Source organism: Actinomyces sp., from assembly GCF_030524025.1.
Classification (GTDB): domain Bacteria; phylum Actinomycetota; class Actinomycetes; order Actinomycetales; family Actinomycetaceae; genus Actinomyces.
In genome coordinates, this window is the sequence record NZ_JAUNHI010000004.1 from 13,718 (window position 1) to 33,834 (window position 20,117).

The window sequence follows — 20,117 nt, forward strand, 5'->3', positions numbered from 1 at the left end:
ACCATGGTCGAGCATGCCCCCGCACTGACGAGCCGCTCCGACCCGCACGCTGGTCGGGGCGGGTCGCGCACCGTCGAGCTGTGGGTCGAGGGGATGACCTGCGCCTCCTGCGTCGCCCGGGTCGAGAAGAGGCTGGGCAGGCTCGAGGGGGTCAGCGCAACGGTCAACCTCGCCACCGAGACGGCCCGGGTGAGCGCCCCCGCGCAGGTCTCCGACGACGAGCTCGTCGCCGCCGTCGTCCGGGCCGGCTACGCCGCCGGCCTGCGCGGCGCCGAGGCACCCGAGACCCCGACGACCCCCAGCGGCCCCGCCGTCGACGCCTCCCGCCCCGCACCGCCCAGCACCGGCTCGCCCGCGCGACCGGCCGGCGCCGGGGACCGCCCCGCCCCCGAGGCGCAGGCCCTCGGGCAGGGGCAGGCCGACCGCGCCCGCCTCCTGCGCGGGCGCCTCATCGTTGCCGTGGTCCTGTCGGTGCCCGTCATGGCGATCTCCATGGTCCCCGCCCTCCAGGTCGACGGCTGGCAGTGGATCGTCGCCGCGCTGGCGCTGCCCGTGGTCACGTGGGGGGCGTGGCCCTTCCACACCGCCGCCTGGCGCGCGGCCCGGCACGCGACCTTCACGATGGACACGCTCGTGTCCCTGGGCGTCCTGGCCGCCACCGTCTGGAGCCTGTGGGCCCTGACCCTGGGAGGCGCCGGCCAGATCGGCATGCGCATGGCGATGGAGCTGCTGCCCCGCTCCCAGTCCCACCACCCGCACCTGTACTTCGAGACGGCCGCCTGGGTGACGACCTTCCTCCTGGCCGGCCGCTACGCCGAGGCCCGGGCGCGCTACCGCTCCGGGGACGCCTTGCGCGCCCTGCTCGAGCTCGGCGCCAAAGAGGTCAGCCGCGTCCGGCTCGTCTCCCCGTCGGGATCGACCGACGCCGTCGAGGTCCTGACCGACGACGGCTCCCCGCGGCCCGGGGTGGGGCGCGAGGAGGAGCGCGTGCCCGTCGAGGCCCTGGCGGTCGGCGACCTCTTCGCCGTGCGGCCCGGGGAGAAGATCGCCACCGACGGCGTCGTGGTCGAGGGAACGGCCGCCATCGACGCCTCGATGCTCACCGGGGAGTCCCTGCCCGTCGACGCGGGCCCGGGCCAGGAGGTGACCGGGGGCTGCGTGGCCGTGTCCGGGGCGCTGCTCGTGCGGGCCACGCGCGTGGGCCAGGGCACGACCCTGGCGCGCATCGGCGCCATGGTCACCGCGGCGCAGGCCGGCAAGGCACCCGTCCAGCGCCTGGCCGACAGGGTCTCGGCCGTCTTCGTCCCGGCGGTCCTCGTCGTCTCGGCCCTCACGCTGGCGGGCTGGTTGGCGGCGGGGCGCCCCGCCCAGGTCGCCTTCACCGCGGCGGTGGCGGTGCTCGTCATCGCCTGCCCGTGCGCCCTGGGCCTGGCCACGCCGACGGCGCTGCTCGTGGGCACCGGGCGCGCCGCCCAGCTAGGGGTCGTCATCAAGGGGCCCGAGGTGCTCGAGTCGACCCGGGCCCTCGACACGATCGTGCTGGACAAGACCGGCACGGTGACCACCGGAGCCATGAGCCTGGATGTCGAGCACGACCTCGTGGTCGGCGACGGGGCGGCGCCCGGCTCCCGCCTGTCCGCCCGGGAGGTCCTCGTCCTGGCCGGCGCCGTCGAGTCCGCGAGCGAGCACCCGGTGGCGGCGGCGATCACCGAGGCGGCGGGCGCCGCCGTTCACCCGAGGGCCGGCTCCGCGCCGGCCGAAGCCGCGCCCGGGGGCCGGCAGGCGGCAGGTGCGGGCGGACTGCCGCACGTCGAGGGCTTCGCCAGCCACGAGGGGCGGGGCGTGACCGGCCGCGTCGAGGGCCGCGAGGTCCTCGTCGGCGGGCCGCAGTGGCTGGCCGAGCGCGGCCTCGGGCTCCCCGACGGGCTGCGCCGCGCGCTGGAGTCCGCCCAGGACTCCGGGGCCACCGCCGTCGTCGTCGCGGTGGACGGCCGGGCCGAGGCGGTCCTGGCCGTGCGCGACACCGTGCGCCCCTCCTCGCCGGCCGCGATCGCCCGGCTGCGCGAGCTGGGCCTGCGCCCAGTCCTGCTCACCGGTGACAACGCCCGCGCCGCGGCCCATGTGGCGCGGGTCGTGGGGATCGACGCCGCCGATGTGCGTGCCGAGGTCCTGCCCGCAGACAAGCGCGAGGTCGTCGCCGGGCTCCAGGCCCGCGGCGCCGTGGTCGGGATGGTGGGCGACGGCATCAACGACGCCGCCGCACTGGCCCAGGCCGGCACGCGAGGGCTGGGCATGGCGATGGGCACGGGCACCGACGTGGCCATCGAGGCCGCCGACATCACCCTCGTGCGCGCCGACCTCGGGGCCGTCGTGGCGGCGGTCGGCGTGTCCCGGGCGACGCTGCGGGTCATCAAGCAGAACCTGTTCTGGGCCTTCGCCTACAACGTCGCTGCCATCCCCCTGGCCGTCGCCGGGCTGCTCAACCCGGCCATCGCCGGGGCGGCCATGGCCTGCTCCTCGGTCATCGTCGTCCTCAACTCCCTGCGCCTGCGCCGCGCCGCACCCGCCTGAGGACCGGGACCCGGGGCGCCCGCCGCACGGCGATGGGCTGGCCTCCTCCTTGAGGACCATGCCGCGCCGAAAACCCTGCCCATAAACTCGCCCCATGACCGACGCCCCCACCTCTGCCCGAGAGACCGTGGACCAGGCCCCAGCCACCTCGCCCGTCGGCATCCCCCGGATCGGACTGGCACCCGTGACGCCCCGGGAGGAGCGGCCGGCAAGCCCGGTGGTCAGCTCATCGACGCTCCTTGTCGACTCCTCCCCGCGGCGCATGCGCCGCAACGAGGACCTGCTCGACCTCGTCCTGACGGTCCTGGGCATCGGGAGCGTCCTCATCCTGGCCACCTACGCCCACGGCACGACCACCGGGGTGACCTCCGACGTCAAGAACGCCCTGGCGCTGGTCCTGCGCAGCATCCTCGTCTCCCCCCTCCAGGCGATCGAGGGACTGACCGCCTTCGCCGTCCCCGTGGCCGTCGTCGTCTCCGGACTCCTGCGCCGCTCCTGGTCGAGCATCCTCGAGGCCCTTCTGGCCGGGGTGCTCGGCACCGTCCTGGCCCTGCTGGCCCTGCACTCGCTCATCGCCTGGGCGCCCGACGCCCTGCTGGCGGGCCTGACCGTCTACGCCTCGGGCGAGGTCCAGGTCGGGGTCTCGACGGTCTTCGCGGCTCTGGCCGGCCTGCTCACCGGCTCGGGTGAGCGCCGCACCTCCCGGACGACGCACCACGGCTGGACCGTCCTGTGGGTCGTCATCGGCCTGGCCGTCCTGCGCGGGGCGCTGACCCTGCCCGGCGCCGTCCTGTCCATCCTCCTGGGACGCCTGGCCGGCCTGGCCGTGCGCTGCCTGTTCGGGGTCGACGACCGGCGCGCCCACGGCGTGGCCCTCGTGCGGGCCCTGCGCCGGGCCGGCATCGACGCCGTCCGCATCGTGCGCATGGACCGCGACCCCCACGCCCGTGCCTGGACGGTTCAGACCAACGCGCCGCTGGGGTACACCGAGCAGGTCCGCGAGAACCCGCTGGCCGCGCCCGTCGACCTCGGCGAGGTGGGGCGGGGCCCCATCGAGACGGCGGCACCCTCCGGCCTGCTGCCCTCGGTCGAGGACTCATCGGGGTCGATCGCGCCGGCCGACGACGTCGACCTCGCCGCGATCCTGGCCGAGGCCTCCTCGATCGCCCTGACCGAGGGTCGGCCCTCGGTCCACCGCATCTACGCGGTGTGGGACTCCGAGGGAGTGCGCCGCGACGTCACCATCATGGACGCCGACCGCCAGGTCGCCGGGTTCCTGTCGACGATCTGGGACCGCGTGCGCGTCAAGGGCCTGTCGCCCACCCGGGACCTGTCGGTGCGCTCGGCGGCCGAGCACGCCGCCCTCATGACCCTCGAGGCGAGGCGGGCCTGCGTGCGCACCCCCGGCCTGTTCGGCATGGCCGAGGCCGACGAGTCCGTCCTGCTCGTCACCGACCACATCCCCGGGGCGCGCTCCCTGTCCGAGCTCGGGGAGGTCCTGGACGACCAGGTCCTCGACCAGCTCTGGGAGCAGCTGAGCCGCGCCCACGCCGCCGGCCTGGCGCACCGGGCGATATCGACCTCGAGCGTCGTCGTCGACGACGGCGGGCGGGTGTGGCTGCTGGACTGGGACTCGGGCGAGACGATCTCCTCGGAGCTGTCACGCCGCGTCGACCTGGCGCAGACGCTCGCACTGACCGCGGCGACCACCGGGGTCGAGCAGGCCATCAGCGCCGCCTCGCGCTGCCTGAGCACCCCGCAGCTGGCCTCGATCGCGCCGATGCTCCAGCGTGTCGTCCTGCCCGCCGACACGCGCGAGGCGATGGGCCGGCGCGGCCGCCTCCTCCAGGAGCTGCGCGACGCCCTCGTGGACCTGACCCCCACCGCCCACGCCGAGCCGGCCAAGCTGACCCGGTTCTCCCCGCGCACGGTCATCATGGCCGTCGTCGGCCTCGTCGCGCTGTGGACGCTGCTGGCCCGCATGAACTTCACCCAGATCAGCTCGGCGGTCGCCGACGCCAACGCCTGGTGGATCCTGGCGGCCCTCGTCTTCTCCCTGGCCACCTATGTCGGCGCCGGGGTGTCGCTGACCGCCCTCTCCCCAGTGCGCCTGAGCCTGTGGCGGTCCACGGAGGTCCACCTCGCCTCCTCGGTCGTGGCGCTCGTGGCGCCCGCGGGCGTGGGCGGGGCGGCGATCAACCTGCGCTTCCTCAGCCGCCGGGGAGTGCCGATGCCCCTGGGCGTGGCCACCGTCGCCCTGCTCCAGGTCATGCAGTTCGTCGTCACGGTGGTCCTGCTCGTCGTCCTGGCGGCCGCGACCGGCCAGTCGACCGGCCTGACCCTGCCCTCGGGCTGGCTCGTGCTGGCCGGGGTGCTCATGGTCGCCGTTGTGGCCGTCGCCCTCCTCGTGCCCCGGGTGCGAGCCTTCGTGTGGGCCAAGATCGAGCCGACCTACCGCCAGGTGTGGCCACGGCTCGTGTGGATCCTGTCCAACCCGGTCCGCCTGGGCATCGGCATCGGCGGCACGATCATGCTGTCGGCCAGCTACGTCCTGGCCTTCGGCGCGAGTCTGTGGGCCTTCGGCTACACCCTGCCCTTGTCCGTCCTGGCCATCACCTACCTGGCCTCGAACACGGTCGGCTCGATCGTGCCCTCCCCCGGCGGCATCGGTCCGGTAGAGATCGCCCTGACCGCGGGCCTCGTGGCCGCAGGCATCCCCAGCGCCGTGGCCCTGTCGGCCGCCATCGTCTACCGGCTCGTCACCTTCTGGATCCCCATCCCCGTCGGATGGCTGAGTCTCCAGCGGCTCCAGCGCCTCGGGGACCTCTGAGCACGCGACGCACCGACCACCTGGCTTTTTCCAGCAGAGGTTCAGGGTTTTGTTAGGGTGGCCCGGCACGGATCATAGGTCACGATCAGATGAGCGGAGTGCGATGACAGCCGGCACTGTCCCTTCGGGCCCGGACGCTCGCAGGCGAGCCGGTTCTCGTGGCGTCCTCACCCGGCCCGACCGCCGCCCCTACGTCGCCGTCGGCATCCTGCTGGGGCTGGTCAACCTCGTCGTCAACGTCCTGTCCTTGGGCTCTGCGCCGGTCCTGGACCTGGGCTTCATGCTCGCCGCCCTCGTCCTGGTCTCCATCATCCCCGTGCGCCCCCTGGTCGGCATCGGCGCCTACATGGCCTGCTGGCTGCTCCTCGTGTCCCTGCCGAACACCTACTCGACGGACATGCTGGTCACCAACCTGGCCTTCCTGTTCTTCCTCGGCCGCTTCCTGCCGCCCTGGCCCGCCACGGCCCTGTGCCTGGGGGCCACCCTGGTCCAGGCCGTCACCGCCTCGCTGCATGTCGACCGCTCGACCACCGACTTCGGGACCCTGCTCTTCCAGCTCATCGCCGCGGCCGTCCTCCTGCCCGTCGGGGCCCTCCTGCGCTCCTCAGAGCACTCCCGGCGGGCCGAGGCCCAGCGCGCCGGGGTCCGCTACGACGACCTGCGCCATGAGATCGCCCGGGAGATGCACGACCTCGTCGCCTACTCGATGTCCCAGACCGCGCTGCGCGCCCAGCGGGCCTCCATGGACATGAGCTACCCGCCCGAGGCCCGCCAGGAGTTCGCCGCCCTGGAGTCCACCGCCTCCGACGCCCTGCACGAGTTGCGCCTGCTCCTGCGCACCCTGCGCCAGGACGCCCCCACCCGGGACATCGCCGCGGCCACCGGCCTGGGTGGCGTCGTGGCCGACCTGGGCACGGCCCTGCGGGCCATCAGCGACGACGTCGCCGGCTCGGGCTTCGACGTCACCTTCCGCAGCCTGGGCGAGGCCGTCCCCACCCGTTCCCAGGCCACCACCCTGTCCCGCGTGGCCCGCGAGATGGGCGCCAACATCATCCGCCATGCCGACCCGCGTGAGCCGGTGACGATCACCCTCGTCCTGGGGCCCGAGTCGATCCGGATCGTGTCGACCAACCGGATCGACGACGAGGCCCACCTGCCCAGCTCGGGCACCGGGATGCTCGGCATGCGCGAGCGCCTGGCCGCCATCGACGGCACACTGACCACACTGGCCGACTCCGGGTGGTGGATCGTGACCGCATCGGTCCCGGTCATCGCCACCCGCCCAGAACCACCAGCCTTGGAGAAGAGCTCATGATCAATGTCGGGCTCGCTGATGACGACGCCCTCGTCCGCCGCACCCTGACCGACCTGCTGGCCACCACCGAGGACGTGCGCGTGGCCTGGACCGCCTCGGACGGTCAGGAGGCCCTCGAGCTGCTGCGCGAAGGGGGCCAGACCCCCGTCCAGGTGCTCCTCCTCGACGTCCAGATGCCACGCCTGGACGGCATCGCCCTGGCCGAGATCCTCCAGGAGGAGTTCCCCGAGATCGGGGTTCTCGTCCTGACGACCTTCGTGGCCGACGGCGTCCTCGACCGCGCCCTGGCCGCTGGGGTGCGCGGCTTCATCGCCAAGGAGGATTCGGTCTCGGCCCTGGCCAACACCATCCGCAACGTCGCCTCGGGCAACATGGTGCTCTCCCCCGCCTCCTCGGCGATCATCGGCCGGCGCTCGGTCCCGGGCGGGGCCGTCGCCCAGCCGGTCGTCCCCCCGGCGCCCGCCACCGGGAACACCCTGTCCCCCCGGGAGTCCGAGGTGCTCTTCCTCATGACCGAGGCCCTGTCGAACAAGCAGATCGCCGCGCGCCTGGGGGTCAGCGAGGCCACCGTCAAGACCCACGTGTCCACCCTCATCGGCAAGCTCGGGGTCCAGGACAGGGTCGGCGCCGTCGTCTATGCCCTTCGCAATGGGCTTGTCTAGCCTCCCCCCATCGGTTGATCCGGATGGCCGATGCGCCCCCGCCCGGTCCGGGTCAACATGTAGCCGTCATGGACCGTCCACTGTTCCGACTATAGAGAGGCCACTCATGTACGAGAGCACGCCCGCTGGGGTCGCCGCCTGGAACCCCCTCTGGTTCTACTTCCGCCGTCGCTGAGGCAAGGGCCCCGCGCCCGAGCCTGCGACACCCTTCGAGAACTACTTCTCTGACAGTCAATCCCTGAGCCCGCCGGCCCCTGCCGGCGCCCTGAACGAGGCTGATCCCTGTCAGCCGCCCCGGTGGCGCCTCCCTGGACGTCACCTGCCACGGATGGTCCCTGCTATCCGTGGCCGCGGTGGCCCCTGCCGCCGCGCATCTCGGCCGACGCACAGGCCGCCTGCCTGGCATGCCCTGACATGTCATGGACCATGGCCGGTCCCTGCCGGCCATGGTCATCGCAGGTCATGGAGCCCGTCGAGGCCCCAGGGCGGCATTGGCGGCCGCCCCCGTCACCGGAAGGACTGGCGTCACCGTCATGCACCCAGTGGAAGCTCCCGCAGACGCCGCCCCGAACGCCGTCCCCGCCCCTCTGCACACCGGTCAGGGGGCCCGGCGCTACGACAGCCTGTCGCTGCGCGACCGCTCCGAGGTGACGACGATCGTCGAGGTCCTGTCCCTCATCAACGCCCCTTCTCTGGCCGACAAGCGCGTCCTCGAGCTCGCCTGCGGCTGGGGGCGCCTGACACTGCCCATGGTCGCCGCAGGCCACCCGGTGCTGGCCACCGACCTCGACCCCGAGGCGCTGGCCGACCTCGCCGAGCACCTCGTTCCCCAGGGCACGGTGTCCGCCGGCATCGAGCTGCGGCTGACGAGCATGACGGCCTTCTCCTTCGATGAGACCTTCAAGGCGGTCTGCCTGCCCACCGGGGTGACGACCCTGCTGGACCACACGGCCCGCCGCAACGCCCTGGAGCGGGCGGTCGAGCACCTCGCCCCCGGGGGCATGCTCATCGTGTCGACCGACTACATCCTCGACTCGGCGCCCACGACGATGTGTCTGGCCCTGGGTCCGCACACCACCCTGACCGAGCAGGTCCTGCCGGAGTCCGACCTTCGCCGGATGACCCTCAGCTGGAAGGACGAGCTGTACAGCTCCGACCTCCACATCGTCCCGGCGACCTGGGTCTCGCGCACCTGCACCCAACTGGGCCTGACCGTCACCTACCAGCGCTCCAAGCCCGACCCGCTCCTGACCGGCCGGGTCAACGCCGTCATCGCCGCGGTCAAGAACCCCTGAGCCGGCGGGGCCGACGCGCCGGCCTCCCCCCACGCCCGGGAGGGCCGGCCCGACACGCCCGGATCGGATCGCCCCGGCCGGCGCCTCCACTATCCTGGGGCCAATGAAGTCCCGTGCGCTCCCTGCTGTCCCCGTCGTCCTCGGCGCTTGGATCCTCATGGCCTACTCCATCGGGCAGTGGCGATCGATGACGGTGCCCAGTTGGGACCTGGCGATCTTCTCCGAGCTCGCCAAGGCCTACTCCCAGCTCGAGGCCCCGATCGTGCCGATCAAGGGCGACAACTACAACCTCCTGGGGGACCACTTCCACCCGATCCTCGTCGTCCTGGGACCGGTGTGGCGCCTCTTCCCCTCGCCCCTGACGCTGCTCATCGTCCAGGACCTGCTCATCGCCGCCTCCGCCTGGCCGATCACGCGCCTTGCCGTCCGGCTCCTGGGGGGGCCGGCGGGCACGGCCCTGGGCTTGTTCTACGTCCTGGCCTGGGGCTTCCAGGGGGCGGTGGCGGCCCAGTTCCACGAGATCGCCTTCGCCGTGCCGATGCTGGCCTGGGCCTCGGTGGCCTTCGTCGAGGGCCGGTGGCGGGCCTGCGCCCTGTGGATCGCCCCGCTGGTGCTCGTCAAGGAGGATCTCGGCCTGACCGTGTTCATGGCGGGACTGGCCATCGCCCTACGCGGGTGGCAGGCGAGCCGGGACGGAACCGAGGAGCCCGGGAGCTCGCGCGTGCCGGGGCCGATCGTCCTGGGGCTGGGGCTGGCGCTCTTCGGTGCGGTGGCCTTCGCCCTGACCGTCGGCGTCATCCTGCCGGCGCTCAGCCCGACCGGCACCTGGGAGTACGGGCTGAGCAGCGACGGAGTGGGCGGCGGCAACCCGCTGACCGGCCTGCTCACGCCCTCGGTCAAGGTCGCCACCCTGGCGATGGTCGCCTGCACGGCCGGGTTCATCGGGCTGGCCTCACCGTGGGCCGCCCTCGTGCTGCCGACCCTGGCCTGGCGCCTGGCCTCCTCCAAGGAGTTCTACTGGGACTGGCAGTACTGGCACTACAACGCGATTCTCATCCCCGTGGCAGTCGGCGCCCTGCTCGACATCGTCGCCCGGCTCAAGCGGCTGTCGCCCACCGGCGCCTGGATGGGCGCCCCGGTGCCGGCGCGCTGGGCGGTCGCCCTGGCCGTCGCCGTCCCACTGGCCACCGGCGCGGTCACCGCCTCGCGGCTGCCCCTGTGGGACATGACCTCGAAGGGCTATGGCTCGACCTCCCCGCGAGCCGGGGAAGCCGAGCAGATCATCGACCTCATTCCCGAGGGCTCGACCGTCGAGACCGACCTGACCCTGCTCGCCTACCTCGTGCCGACCACGACGGTCTCATGGGTGGGCACCTCGACCACCGACACCGACTACGTCGTCGTCGACTCCCTGTCCTCGGCATGGGGTGGCAACCCGCCCACCGATGCCGCCCAGTGGGCCACCGAGGGCTCGACGCAGGGGTCCCGCTACGAGCTCATCCTCGAGGTCGACGGCTTCCAGGTCGCCCGCCGTGTCGAGTGACCCTCGCGCCTCGCTGGCAGCGGTCGGGGCCGGCGGCGCGGTCGGGACACTGCTGCGGGCGGCGGCCGAGGCCGCGTGGCCGACGGCGCCGGGCCACCTGCCCGCCACAACGCTGGGGATCAACCTCGCCGGCGCCTTCTGCCTGGGTCTGCTGACCGGGGCCTGGGCCGGTCAGGGTTCTACGCGCACCCTGCGCCTGGCCCTGGGCACCGGGCTCATGGGCGGGCTGACGACACACTCGACCTACATCCTTGAGGCCCACGGCCTGCTCGCCGGGGGCAGCCCCGCCCTGGGGGCCGCCTACCTCCTGGGCTCTGCCCTGGCCGGACTCCTCGCGGCCGCACTGGGGCTGGTCCTCGGCGGGCGCCTGTGGGGCCGAGAAGAGCAGACGCAGGGACCCCGATGACGTGGGCGCTTGTGGCGGTGGCCGGCGGCCTGGGGGCGATAGCCCGGTTCACCGTGGATTCCCGAGTCAGCGCAGCGCTCGCCTCCCGCGGGGGCGCCGAGGGTCAGCGGGGCCACCGGGGCCACCGGGCACGACCGCCCCTGGGCACGATCGTTGTCAACCTGAGCGCCTGCCTGGCCCTGGGGATCCTGGTCGGCGCTGCGGTCGCCCCCGCCTGGCTACAGGTCACAGTCGGCACAGGCTTCCTCGGCGGCTACTCGACCTTCTCAACGGCCTGCCTCGAGGGGGCCCGGCTCTGGCTGGACGGGCGTGGCGCCGCGGCCCTTGTCCACGGACTGGCGATGACGGCGGGGACCCTCGCCGCAGCCGCCCTCGGGGTCCTGCTCGGAGCCATGGGTGCCGCCGCTCTGTGACGGGCCTTCCTCCCCATGTCCGATCCGGGCGCGGGGTGGAAGAATGGGCTCCACAACCTCATCCCACTTCGGAAAGACCCCATGAGCATGTTCCTGTGGTGCGCCGTCATCGGTTGCGGCGTCCTCGTCCTCGCCCTTGTGCTCGATGGCCTGTTCGACGGCCTCGATGATCTGCTCTTCGAGGGGGCGCTGCCGGTGTTGGCCTGCGCCCTCGGGGTCTTCGGCGCGGTGGGCCTCGCTGTCGAGGCCCTGGCCGGCCAGGCCACACCCGCCATCGCCCTGGGGGTTCCCGCCGTCGGCGCCGTGCTCTCCGGCGCCCTGACCCGCCGGGTGTGGACCCGTCTGCGCCGCGAGATGCCGCGCAACGCGGTGCCCATGACCCCCGGCGAGCTGGTCGGCACCGAGGTGCGCGTGCTGTGGTGGAAGGACGGACGCGGCGAGGTCGCCGCGACGACCCGCGGCCACCAGGCCACCCTGCCGGCGCGCTCCGAGGGGCCCTTGCGAAGTGGAGCCATCGCCTGGGTCACCGACACCGACGACGCCGTCCTCATCCTCACCGACGTCAACGGCACCGACCACACGGACGGCGGTGCGCCCAGCCCCTGAGCCGTGCGGACCGCCGGCCGCCCGCACGGCACGCCGCGCCGTCGCCCCCAGTGTCGACCCGGGCCCGCCCCGGCGACACGCGCCGAGCCCCCTGAATCCATCCATCCCCAACCACTACCAAGGAAACAACTGTGCTCATCGCCATCATCGTCGCCGCAGTCCTCGCACTGCTCATTGGTATCTACATGCTTACCCGGGTGGTCGTCGTCCCCTCGAACCTGACCGGCCTCATCTCCGGCTCCTCCCGCAGCGGAGAGGTCAAGATCGTCCGGCCCGGCGGTCGGGACTTCGTCCTGCCGATCATCCAGTCGATCCAGTACCTCCCCTTCACGCAGAACACGATCGGGTTCAAGGTCCGCGCCGAGGACGAGAACAAGATCAACGTCAATGTCTCGGCCGTGGCCGCGGTCAAGGTCGGCGACTCCGACGAGCAGGTGCGCGCCGCCGCCAAGCGCTTCCTGGGCAAGCCCAACACCGACCAGGCGATCGCCGACTCCGCGCGTGACGCCCTTATCGGCTCCCTGCGCTCGATCATCGGGCACATGACGGTCACCGACCTCATCTCCGACCGCGACGCCTTGCAGAAGAATGTCTTCGACGACGCCAAGTCCGTCATGGCCAACATGGGTCTGGAGATCGACGTCCTCCAGATCTCGGAGATCACCGACGACGGCGGCTACATCGAGTCCCTGGGCGTGCCCGAGCTGCAGCGCGTCGAGAAGGATGCGCGCATCGCTCGGGCCAACGCCGAGCGCGAGGCCAAGGACGCCGAGGTCACCTCGCGCCAGCAGATCGCCGAGCGGGAGCGCGACCTGTCGCTGCGCCAGGCCCAGCTGAAGTCCGAGACCGACAAGGCCCAGGCCGAGGCCGACTCCGCCGGACCGCTGGCGCGGGCCGCCAAGGAGCGCGAGATCGCCGTCATCGAGCAGGAAGCGGCGGAGGCCAAGGCCGTGCTGACCGAGCGCGAGCTCGACTCCACGGTGCGCCGCCCGGCCGACGCGGCCCGCTACCAGCGCGAGCAGGAGGCCGAGGCCGCCAAGGTCGAGGCGATCCGCCGGGCCGAGGCGGAGGCCGAGCGCACGCGCCTGGACGCCGAGGCTCAGGCCGCCGCGACGGTGGCCCGCGCCGAGGCCGAGGCCCGCGCCACCGCCGCCCGTGCCAAGGCCGAGGCAGAGGCGATCGCCGCCCGCGGCCGGGCCGAGGCCGAAGCCGTGCGCGCCGCCGGTGAGGCCGAGGCGCAGTCGATGAGCGACAAGGCCGACGCCCTGGCCAAGTACGGTCAGGCGGCCACCCAGCAGATGGTCCTCGACAAGGCTCCTGAGATCGCCCGCGCTCTTGCCGAGCCGCTGGCCGGCATCAAGGACATGTCGATCATCTCCACCGAGGGTGCCTCGGCGCTGCCCAAGGCGGTGGCGGGCAACGTCGAGCAGCTGGACGCGGTCATGCGCTCGCTGACCGGCTCCAGCCTGACCGACATGGTCGCGCGCTTCTCCGGGGGCACCGACACGAAGGCCTGAGCCGCAGCACCACCCTGACGGCCGCCTTCGTACCTTCCGTCCCGCAACCGGCCCCGCCGGCCAGCAGCCCACGCCGCGTTCGTACCTTCCGTCTCCCGTGCGCACCCTGATGGTGCGCAACGCCGACACAAGGTACGAACGCGGCCGTCTGGGAGAGCCAGTACCCCCACCAACCACACTGACGACAAGGGTCTTGCACTATGCGCTGTGACGGGTAGCATAGCGCGTGGTCTCACTTGGGGACTCCCGACACCGAACCCTGATGGTGGAGGTTGGCTCATGCCGTCTGCTTCCCGTCCGCCCACTCGCCCTGTCCCGACCCGCCTCCTGGCCACACTGAGTTGCCTTCTGGTCGCCTGCGCCCTGACCTCCTGCTCGGCCCTGTCCCGCGGCGAAGCCAGCGCCGCGCCCTCCGCCTGGGAGACCTGGACCCCCAGCCCGAGCGCCAGCGCGAGTGCCACGGCAAGCCCGTCACCCACCTACTCCGACGCCTACCTCAGCTCGTCGATGCGGACGAAGCGCCACACGGCGCTGTCGACGCCCAAGCCCGAGCACCCCGGTGGCTGGGGCGAGGAGGGCATGAACGGCGCGGTCGCCGCCGCCATCTATTTCATGAGCCTCTACCCCTACGTCTACGCCACCGGCGACCTCACCGACTGGGAGGCCATGAGCGACGACGCGTGCATCTTCTGCAATTCCGTGATCGCTGACGTCCGCGCCCTCCACGCCGACGGCGGCTGGATGGATCCGTGGACCCAAACGGTCATCTCAGTGGTATACGCCCCGCCTGCCGATGAGCAGGGCATCCACCGCGTCGACGTCACCGCCAGCGCCGAGGCCAGCACCGCACACGACGGCCGCGGCAAGGTGACCAGGGAGTACGACGCGATCGACAGCCAGACGATCTTCCTCACGCTCACAATGATCGACGGCCAGTGGATCATCCACGAAGGGGAGACCCCGTGAAGCCGCCGGGACATCTGCATCACCCCTTGAAGAAGCGGCCTTCAGGGTCTTGCATCTCGTATCGTGACGGGTATCATAGTTCACGGTTCCGCTTGGGACACCCTGACACCGAGCCCTGATGGTGGAGGTCGTTTCATGCCGCTTGCTTCCCGCCCGCCCACTCGCCCACGCTCGACCCGCCTCCTGGCCGCACTGACGTGCTTGCTGGCCGCCTGCGCCCTGACGTCCTGCTCGGCCCTGTCCCGCGGCGAGGCCAGCGCCGCGCCCTCCCCCTGGGAGACCTGGAGCCCCAGCCCGAGCGCCACGGCAAGCCCGTCACCCACCTACTCCGACGCCGAGCTCACCTCGGAGATGCGTACGAAGCGCAACACCGCGCTGTCCACAACCAAGCCCGAGCACCCCGACGGCTGGGGCGAGGAGGGCATGAACGGAGCCATCGCCGCCGCCACCTACTTCATGAGCCTCTACCCCTACGTCTACGCCACCGGCGACCTCACTGACTGGGAGGCCATGAGCGACGACGCGTGCATCTTCTGCAACTCGGTGATCGCCGACGTCCGCGCCCTCCACGCCGACGGCGGCTGGGCTGACATGTGGACCCAGGAGATCACATCTGTTGCCTATGCCCCACCTGACCCCGACAAGGAATACCACCGCGTCGACATCTCCGCTAGCTCCGCAGCCGCCACCGCATACGACGGCACAGGTCAGGTCACCACCGAGTCCGACCCCAACGAGAGCCAAACCATCATCCTGGCTGTCGGCATGGTCGACGGCGAGTGGATCATCCGCGAAGGAGAGACCCCATGAGAAGCGTGAGCGCTCTGGCTGTGGTCGCCGCCATGACCATGCCGATGGTAGGAGCAGACGGCGGTTCCTCCGAGCTCGACTGGTTCGGCCGGGGCGACGGCAATTCGGTCAGCCTGAGCGCGGAGAGCGTGAGCACCGTCGCACCGCGCGCTCAAGCGCCGGCGGGCGGGGGCCAGTGGACCGGCACGACGCAGGGCATGCCCGCCTCCGAGGAGACCCCCTTGGACTGGCAGGACAACGGCTGCTTCACGGCCACCGCGCCGGCCAATCCCGACCTCGCGGAGGACCCGACCTACATGGAGAACATCCCGCTGCTGACCGTCTGCCCGCCGCCCGGCGAGGCGGCCGCCACCGGCGGGACGGCTCCGGCGCCGCTCGTCGTCACGCGTGAGGACGTCGCCCAGGTGCTTGTCGACGGCTCGGGCATCAACCGTCAGCCACCCGGTGAGGAGGTCCTCGTGTCGAAGATCCTCATCGTCTACACCTCAGGGGACTCACGGATCCTCAGCACACAGGTCGGCTCGACACCCGTGGAAATCGAGGTCACCCCGACGACATTCACCTGGGAGTGGGGCGACGCCACCACCTCGACCGTCACCGATCCCGGGGCGCCCTTCCCCAACCACACGGTCTTCCACAAGTACCAGAGCACCGCCCTCGACGTCTCCCTGACGCTGACCACCACCTGGTCGGCCCGGTACCGGCCCGCAGGTGCGGGTTCCTGGCGCACCGTTCAGGGCACCGTCACGACCAGCGAAGTCTCCGAGCCCTTCGACATCGTGCGCACGGTCACCTACCTGACCGACGACGCCGAGGAGGCCCAGGGGCACTGAGGGCGGTGCCCGCACCGGGCCGGCAACCCGATCGGTGGACCCGGCGCAAGGACGACGACGGCATGACACACTGGCGCCATGTCTGTCGACTCCCCGGCGCCCGCGCGCCCGGGCAACCCCTACGGGGTCGCCCTCCTCGTCGTCATCGCCCTCGCCCTAGCCGTCACCGCGGGCTTCCTCGTCACCCGCGACGAACGCGCCCTGTCCTCGGCCTCGTCGACCGGATCCGCCGGCACCGCCCAGGCCGCGACAACCCCGACCACCGCCGCGACGGCGGCCCCGACCTCCGCACCCTCCCAGACCGACCCGACAACCCTGGAGATCCTGCACAGCGAGGTCACGCGGAACCCTGAGGACACCCGCGCCCAGGGGGCGGTCGACGCACCGGTCGTCATGGTGCTCTACTCCGACTTCGCCTGCCCCTCCTGCACCCGACTGGCCCAGGATGTCGAGCCCCAGCTCGCCGACCTCGTCGAGGCCGGCACCCTGCGCATCGAGTGGCGGGACCTCGCTCAGGTCTCCGAGACCTCCCCCCTGGCCGCACAGGCCGGGATCGCCGCCGCCAACCAGGGCATGTTCTGGGAGTTCCACGACGCCGTCTACGCCGCCGCGGACCCCACGGGTCACTCGGAGTACACCGAGCAGTCCCTCATCGACTTCGCCCAAGCCGTGGGCGTTCCCGACATCGAGCAGTTCACGGCCGACATGAACGACGCCGCCACCGCCCAGGCGGTCACCGACGCCACCCAGCACGCCCAGGGAATCGGCATCACCGGCACACCGTTCATGATCATCAACGACGCCTACATCCCCGGGTACCAGACGCCCGAGATCGTGCGCGCCACCATTGAGGAGCAGGCCGCGGCCGCGCAGTGAGCCCCTCGGCCGGCACAAGCCGCGCCGCCCCCTCCACCCCGGGGCTCCGACAGTCCCGGCACCGCCCCCCTGGGTCCCGGCCGCACCGCCGCTCAGACCCCGGGGGCGGTGCCGTGCTGGCGTGGACAACGAGCTCGGTGGGGATGACGAGCTGGTAGCCGCGGTCGATCACCGTGCCGGCGGCCTGCTCCAGGACGAGGCGCACCATCTCGGCACCCGCCCGCTGGAAGTCATGCTTGACGGTGGTCAGCGACGGGAAGGTGTACTCGGCCAGGGGCAGCCCGTCGAAGCCGACCACCGACACGTCCTCGGGCACGCGGCGCCCGGCCTCGTGCAGGGCGCGGATGAGCCCCAGGGCCACCTCGTCGTTGGCGCAGAACACCGCCGTGACCTGCGGGTCCGTGGCCAGGCGTCGGCCCGCCTCGTAACCGTCGCGCGCCTCCCAGCCCCCGGTGACCGGTGCGGGCGCCGAGATCCCTGACTCCTCGAGACGGCGAGACCAGGCAGCAGCGCGCACCACCGCCGACTGGGAGTCCCGCGGCCCGGTGACGTGGTGGACCGTGCGGCGCCCCAGGCCCAGCAGGTGGTCGACGGCGTCGCGCACCCCCTGCACCTGGTCGGCCGAGGCCGAGGGGTAGTGGCCCATGAGGGCGGAGTCGGAGGAGGCCACCGGCAGGCCCGTGGGGAGCATGAGGTGCTCGGGCCCGGCCCGCCCGGACTGGACGATGACGAGGCCGTCGATCGCCTGGTGCTGGAGCCGGTACACGGCGTCCCGGACCTCCTGGGTCTCGGGGTGCTCGACCTGCGCGAGGGAGACCGAGTAGCCGGCGCGGGCGGGGGCCTCGAGCACTCCGCTGGTCGTGTAGGCCTCGCCCGTGCGCTGGATCTGCTGGGTGAGCACGCCGATGACGTTGAAGGAGCCGCTGCGCAGTGCCCGCGCCGCCCGATTGGGTGCGTAGCCGCGCTGGTCCATTGCCTTGAGGACCTTGTCCCGCGTGTCCGGCCGGACGTTGTCGACCCCGCGTGAGACCCGCGAGACGGTCTGGGCCGAGACGCCGGTGAGGCGGGCGGCGTCGCCGATCGACGCCGCCCCGGCACTACGAGTGCCTCTCCGTCCTCCACGAGAACACGCTGCCCGCCCACGCCTACTACGTCCCCGCCACACTCCCCCTGACCGGAGGGCCCGGCGACCGGGAGGCATCCGACCGCCTCCGCCTGCTCAACGGCGCTTACGCCGGCTACAGCCAGGTCTCGCACGCCACGGCCGAGTTCGATGTGACCGCACCCCTGCGCACGGCCCACTACCCGGCCCAGCCCGTGCTCTACCAGCTGTGCGACGAGTACGGCTTCTACGTCATGTCCGAGGCGGACAACGAGAGCCACGGCACCCAGGCCCAGTACCTGGCGGATGAGTCGTGGGACAACGTCGTCGAGCAGTGGAGCCCTCGGATCGCCGACAACCCCGAATGGACCGAGGCGACGGTCGACCGGGTGCGCCTGTGCGGCGGGTTCGTCTGGGAGTGGTGCGACCACGCGGTGCGGGCCGGGAGCACACCGGAGGGCCGGCCGGTCCACCTTTACGGCGGGGACCATGGCGAGGCCGTCCATGACGCGAACTTCTGCGTCGACGGCCTGGTCTCCCCCGAGCGCGGCCGGTGCCACCTGCTCGTGTCCTACCGGCTGGCGGCACCCCGCCCGCTGCTGAGGGCCGGGCACGAGCTCGGCTTCGACGAGGTGGTGCTGCCCACCCGCGACCCGAGGCACCGCGAGGCCGCCCGGATCCTTGACGCCCCCGTGCGGGGCACGGTGCCCCGGGTGGAGGACACGGGAGGGACCATCACCGTGCACGGCGCGGAGTGGACCTACCGGTTCGACACGCGCACCGGGACGCCGCAGGGGCTGGAGGTCGGCGGCACACCGATCCTCACCCGCCCCGTCGAGGTCAACACCTGGCGCGCCCCCACCGACAACGACCGGACCGTCCGACGCCGGTGGGAGCGGGCCGGCTACGACCGGGCCGTGCTGCGGGCCCGCGGCTGCGCCGTGTCCTGCGAGGACGGGGAGGTCACGATCACCGCCGACGCCGTCATGGCCGCCGCCGCCGTCCAACCCTTCCTCGCCCTGGCGCTGCGGTGGATGATCCGCCCCGACGGGGTGCTCGGCCTGAGGATGGAGGCCAGCCGCGACACCGCCTTCCCCGAGCTGCCCCGCCTCGGCCTGCGCCTGTTCCTGCCTCCGGCCGTCGACCGGGTCGTCTACGACGGGCTCGGTCCCTGGGAGAGCTATGTCGACAAGCGCCGCTCCTGCCGCCACGGGCGGTTCACGACGGGCGTCGACCAGATGCACGAGGACTACATCCGCCCCCAGGAGAACGGCAGCCGCGCCGACTGCGCCTACATCGAGCTGAGCGGCGGCGGAATGAGCCTGACCGCCGTCAGCGCCACCCCGCTGTCCTTCAACGCCTCCCGATACACCCAGGAGCAGCTGAGCACGACGCGGCACGAGGCCGAGCTCGTCCCCAGCGGACACACCGTCCTGTGCCTGGACGCCGCCATGGCCGGTATCGGCTCGGCCAGCTGCGGGCCCGAGCTGGCCCCCGAGTACCGCGTCGACGACGCCGAGCTGTGCCTCGATGTGCGGCTCGTGCCGGCGCGCGGGGCCCGGCGCCCATGACGCCGTCGGGCCGCCGGTGCCGCAGGCACACCCCACTGACACCACGACACCCACACCCCACTGACACCACGAGGTGACCCCATGAATGAGAAGAAGTACCTGCGCTGGTACAACAAGGTCGGCTACGGGTCGGGCGACGTCGCCGGGAACGTCGTCTACGCCCTCCTGTCTGCCTTCACGATGATCTACCTGACCGACACCGCCGGCCTCAACGTCGGCGTCATCGGCACCCTCATGATGCTCTCGAAGTTCTTCGACGGGTTCTCCGAATCATCCTGGTCGTGTTCATCATGACCCAGATGTTCACCGCGACGCTCAACATGGGCATCTACTTCATGACCTACATCCTGGGCAACGCCAACCTTCTGGGAGGATTCGCCTGGGCGATCAACATCCCCCTCATCGCCGAGGCCAGCGAGCACACCTTCCTGCGCTCGGGCAAGCGCATCGACGGGCTCATGTTCTCCTGCACCTCCCTGGGGGTCAAGATCGGCTCGGGCCTGGGAACCGCCCTGGCGGGCTGGCTGCTGGCCGCCTCGGGCTACATCGCCAACGCCCCTGAGCAGACCGGCTCGGTCATCACGATGCTCTACGTCATGTACCTGTGGATTTCCGCGGTCGCCAACGCGATCATCCTGGCGCTGCTGTGGCGGCTGGACGTGGAGAAAGCCAATGCCCGGCTGCGCACCCGTGCCGTCGACGGCGGCGGGGAGGCCCCGGGGGCCAGGGACGGGGACGACGCCGGAGCGGGCGCCAGCACGGACACCGGCGCAGAGGTGTAACCGCTCGCGTCAGTCCGGG

16 protein-coding genes and 1 pseudogene are annotated in these 20,117 nt (G+C 72.2%); 16 read left to right on the plus strand and 1 reads right to left on the minus strand.

Annotation, left to right across the window (positions count from 1 at the left end; translation table 11 throughout):
• Positions 1 to 3 precede the first annotated feature (3 nt).
• The 14 genes from Q4C85_RS03005 to Q4C85_RS03070 all read left to right on the plus strand — a co-directional run bounded on the left by Q4C85_RS03005 (position 4) and on the right by Q4C85_RS03070 (position 16,643).
• Positions 4 to 2,571, plus strand: coding sequence for a cation-translocating P-type ATPase (locus Q4C85_RS03005; protein ID WP_303139400.1), 2,568 nt, complete (start codon positions 4 to 6; stop codon positions 2,569 to 2,571).
• Positions 2,572 to 2,665: 94 nt separating this feature from the next.
• Positions 2,666 to 5,401, plus strand: a complete 2,736-nt coding sequence (locus Q4C85_RS03010; protein ID WP_303139402.1) for a lysylphosphatidylglycerol synthase transmembrane domain-containing protein — start codon at positions 2,666 to 2,668, stop codon at positions 5,399 to 5,401.
• 103 nt (positions 5,402 to 5,504) lie between these two features.
• On the plus strand, positions 5,505 to 6,716 hold the full coding sequence (locus tag Q4C85_RS03015) for a sensor histidine kinase (protein WP_303139405.1): 1,212 nt from the start codon (positions 5,505 to 5,507) through the stop codon (positions 6,714 to 6,716).
• Complete coding sequence (locus Q4C85_RS03020) at positions 6,713 to 7,378, plus strand: response regulator transcription factor (protein WP_303139408.1); 666 nt, start codon at positions 6,713 to 6,715, stop codon at positions 7,376 to 7,378. The genes Q4C85_RS03015 and Q4C85_RS03020 overlap by 4 nt, the downstream gene beginning before the upstream one ends.
• A gap of 542 nt (positions 7,379 to 7,920) precedes the next feature.
• The gene (locus Q4C85_RS03025) at positions 7,921 to 8,673 is read left to right on the plus strand and encodes a bifunctional 2-polyprenyl-6-hydroxyphenol methylase/3-demethylubiquinol 3-O-methyltransferase UbiG (RefSeq protein ID WP_303139410.1); all 753 of its coding nucleotides are present in this window, start codon (positions 7,921 to 7,923) and stop codon (positions 8,671 to 8,673) included.
• Positions 8,674 to 8,776: 103 nt separating this feature from the next.
• A complete protein-coding gene (locus tag Q4C85_RS03030) occupies positions 8,777 to 10,216 on the plus strand; it encodes a DUF2079 domain-containing protein (protein ID WP_303139412.1) in 1,440 nt (479 codons plus the stop codon).
• The gene (locus Q4C85_RS03035) at positions 10,206 to 10,622 is read left to right on the plus strand and encodes a CrcB family protein (protein WP_303139415.1); all 417 of its coding nucleotides are present in this window, start codon (positions 10,206 to 10,208) and stop codon (positions 10,620 to 10,622) included. The genes Q4C85_RS03030 and Q4C85_RS03035 overlap by 11 nt, the downstream gene beginning before the upstream one ends.
• Entirely contained in the window at positions 10,619 to 11,035 is a 417-nt protein-coding gene (locus tag Q4C85_RS03040; RefSeq protein ID WP_303139417.1) for a CrcB family protein, read from the plus strand. Before Q4C85_RS03035 ends, Q4C85_RS03040 begins: the two co-directional genes overlap by 4 nt.
• Before the next feature lie 81 nt (positions 11,036 to 11,116).
• Positions 11,117 to 11,641, plus strand: coding sequence for a nodulation protein NfeD (locus tag Q4C85_RS03045; protein WP_303139419.1), 525 nt, complete (start codon positions 11,117 to 11,119; stop codon positions 11,639 to 11,641).
• A 131-nt stretch (positions 11,642 to 11,772) separates the two neighbouring features.
• Positions 11,773 to 13,158, plus strand: a complete 1,386-nt coding sequence (locus Q4C85_RS03050) for a flotillin family protein (protein ID WP_303139422.1) — start codon at positions 11,773 to 11,775, stop codon at positions 13,156 to 13,158.
• Between the two features lie 279 nt (positions 13,159 to 13,437).
• Positions 13,438 to 14,124, plus strand: a complete 687-nt coding sequence (locus Q4C85_RS03055) for a DUF6318 family protein (protein WP_303139425.1) — start codon at positions 13,438 to 13,440, stop codon at positions 14,122 to 14,124.
• 135 nt (positions 14,125 to 14,259) lie between these two features.
• Positions 14,260 to 14,934, plus strand: a complete 675-nt coding sequence (locus Q4C85_RS03060) for a DUF6318 family protein (protein WP_303139429.1) — start codon at positions 14,260 to 14,262, stop codon at positions 14,932 to 14,934.
• A complete protein-coding gene (locus tag Q4C85_RS03065; RefSeq protein ID WP_303139431.1) occupies positions 14,931 to 15,767 on the plus strand; it encodes a zinc transporter in 837 nt (278 codons plus the stop codon). The genes Q4C85_RS03060 and Q4C85_RS03065 overlap by 4 nt, the downstream gene beginning before the upstream one ends.
• A 78-nt stretch (positions 15,768 to 15,845) precedes the next feature.
• Positions 15,846 to 16,643, plus strand: a complete 798-nt coding sequence (locus Q4C85_RS03070; protein WP_303139433.1) for a thioredoxin domain-containing protein — start codon at positions 15,846 to 15,848, stop codon at positions 16,641 to 16,643.
• Here the strand turns inward: Q4C85_RS03070 and Q4C85_RS03075 are convergent.
• Positions 16,561 to 17,844, minus strand: a complete 1,284-nt coding sequence (locus Q4C85_RS03075; protein ID WP_368501402.1) for a LacI family DNA-binding transcriptional regulator — start codon at positions 17,842 to 17,844, stop codon at positions 16,561 to 16,563. The two genes, Q4C85_RS03070 and Q4C85_RS03075, sit on opposite strands and share 83 nt — an antisense overlap.
• 74 nt (positions 17,845 to 17,918) lie before the next feature.
• On the opposite strand from Q4C85_RS03075, the gene Q4C85_RS03080 reads away from it, so the two are divergent.
• Complete coding sequence (locus tag Q4C85_RS03080; RefSeq protein WP_303139435.1) at positions 17,919 to 19,316, plus strand: glycoside hydrolase family 2 TIM barrel-domain containing protein; 1,398 nt, start codon at positions 17,919 to 17,921, stop codon at positions 19,314 to 19,316.
• 81 nt (positions 19,317 to 19,397) lie between these two features.
• Positions 19,398 to 20,098: pseudogene (locus Q4C85_RS03085) on the plus strand (MFS transporter).
• The last annotated feature ends 19 nt before the right edge of the window (positions 20,099 to 20,117 follow it).

What these genes read in the sequence shown, in the direction of transcription:
- Q4C85_RS03015 (WP_303139405.1), top strand. Translation starts at nt 5,505, where the DNA reads ATGACAGCCGGCACTGTCCCTTCGGGCCCGGACGCTCGCAGGCGAGCC.
- Q4C85_RS03055 (WP_303139425.1), top strand. Translation starts at nt 13,438, where the DNA reads ATGCCGTCTGCTTCCCGTCCGCCCACTCGCCCTGTCCCGACCCGCCTC.
- Q4C85_RS03070 (WP_303139433.1), top strand. Translation starts at nt 15,846, where the DNA reads ATGTCTGTCGACTCCCCGGCGCCCGCGCGCCCGGGCAACCCCTACGGG.
- Q4C85_RS03075 (WP_368501402.1), bottom strand. Translation starts at nt 17,844, where the DNA reads ATGCCTCCCGGTCGCCGGGCCCTCCGGTCAGGGGGAGTGTGGCGGGGA.
- Q4C85_RS03005 (WP_303139400.1), top strand. Translation starts at nt 4, where the DNA reads ATGGTCGAGCATGCCCCCGCACTGACGAGCCGCTCCGACCCGCACGCT.
- Q4C85_RS03040 (WP_303139417.1), top strand. Translation starts at nt 10,619, where the DNA reads ATGACGTGGGCGCTTGTGGCGGTGGCCGGCGGCCTGGGGGCGATAGCC.
- Q4C85_RS03060 (WP_303139429.1), top strand. Translation starts at nt 14,260, where the DNA reads ATGCCGCTTGCTTCCCGCCCGCCCACTCGCCCACGCTCGACCCGCCTC.
- Q4C85_RS03045 (WP_303139419.1), top strand. Translation starts at nt 11,117, where the DNA reads ATGAGCATGTTCCTGTGGTGCGCCGTCATCGGTTGCGGCGTCCTCGTC.
- Q4C85_RS03065 (WP_303139431.1), top strand. Translation starts at nt 14,931, where the DNA reads ATGAGAAGCGTGAGCGCTCTGGCTGTGGTCGCCGCCATGACCATGCCG.
- Q4C85_RS03020 (WP_303139408.1), top strand. Translation starts at nt 6,713, where the DNA reads ATGATCAATGTCGGGCTCGCTGATGACGACGCCCTCGTCCGCCGCACC.
- Q4C85_RS03030 (WP_303139412.1), top strand. Translation starts at nt 8,777, where the DNA reads ATGAAGTCCCGTGCGCTCCCTGCTGTCCCCGTCGTCCTCGGCGCTTGG.
- Q4C85_RS03010 (WP_303139402.1), top strand. Translation starts at nt 2,666, where the DNA reads ATGACCGACGCCCCCACCTCTGCCCGAGAGACCGTGGACCAGGCCCCA.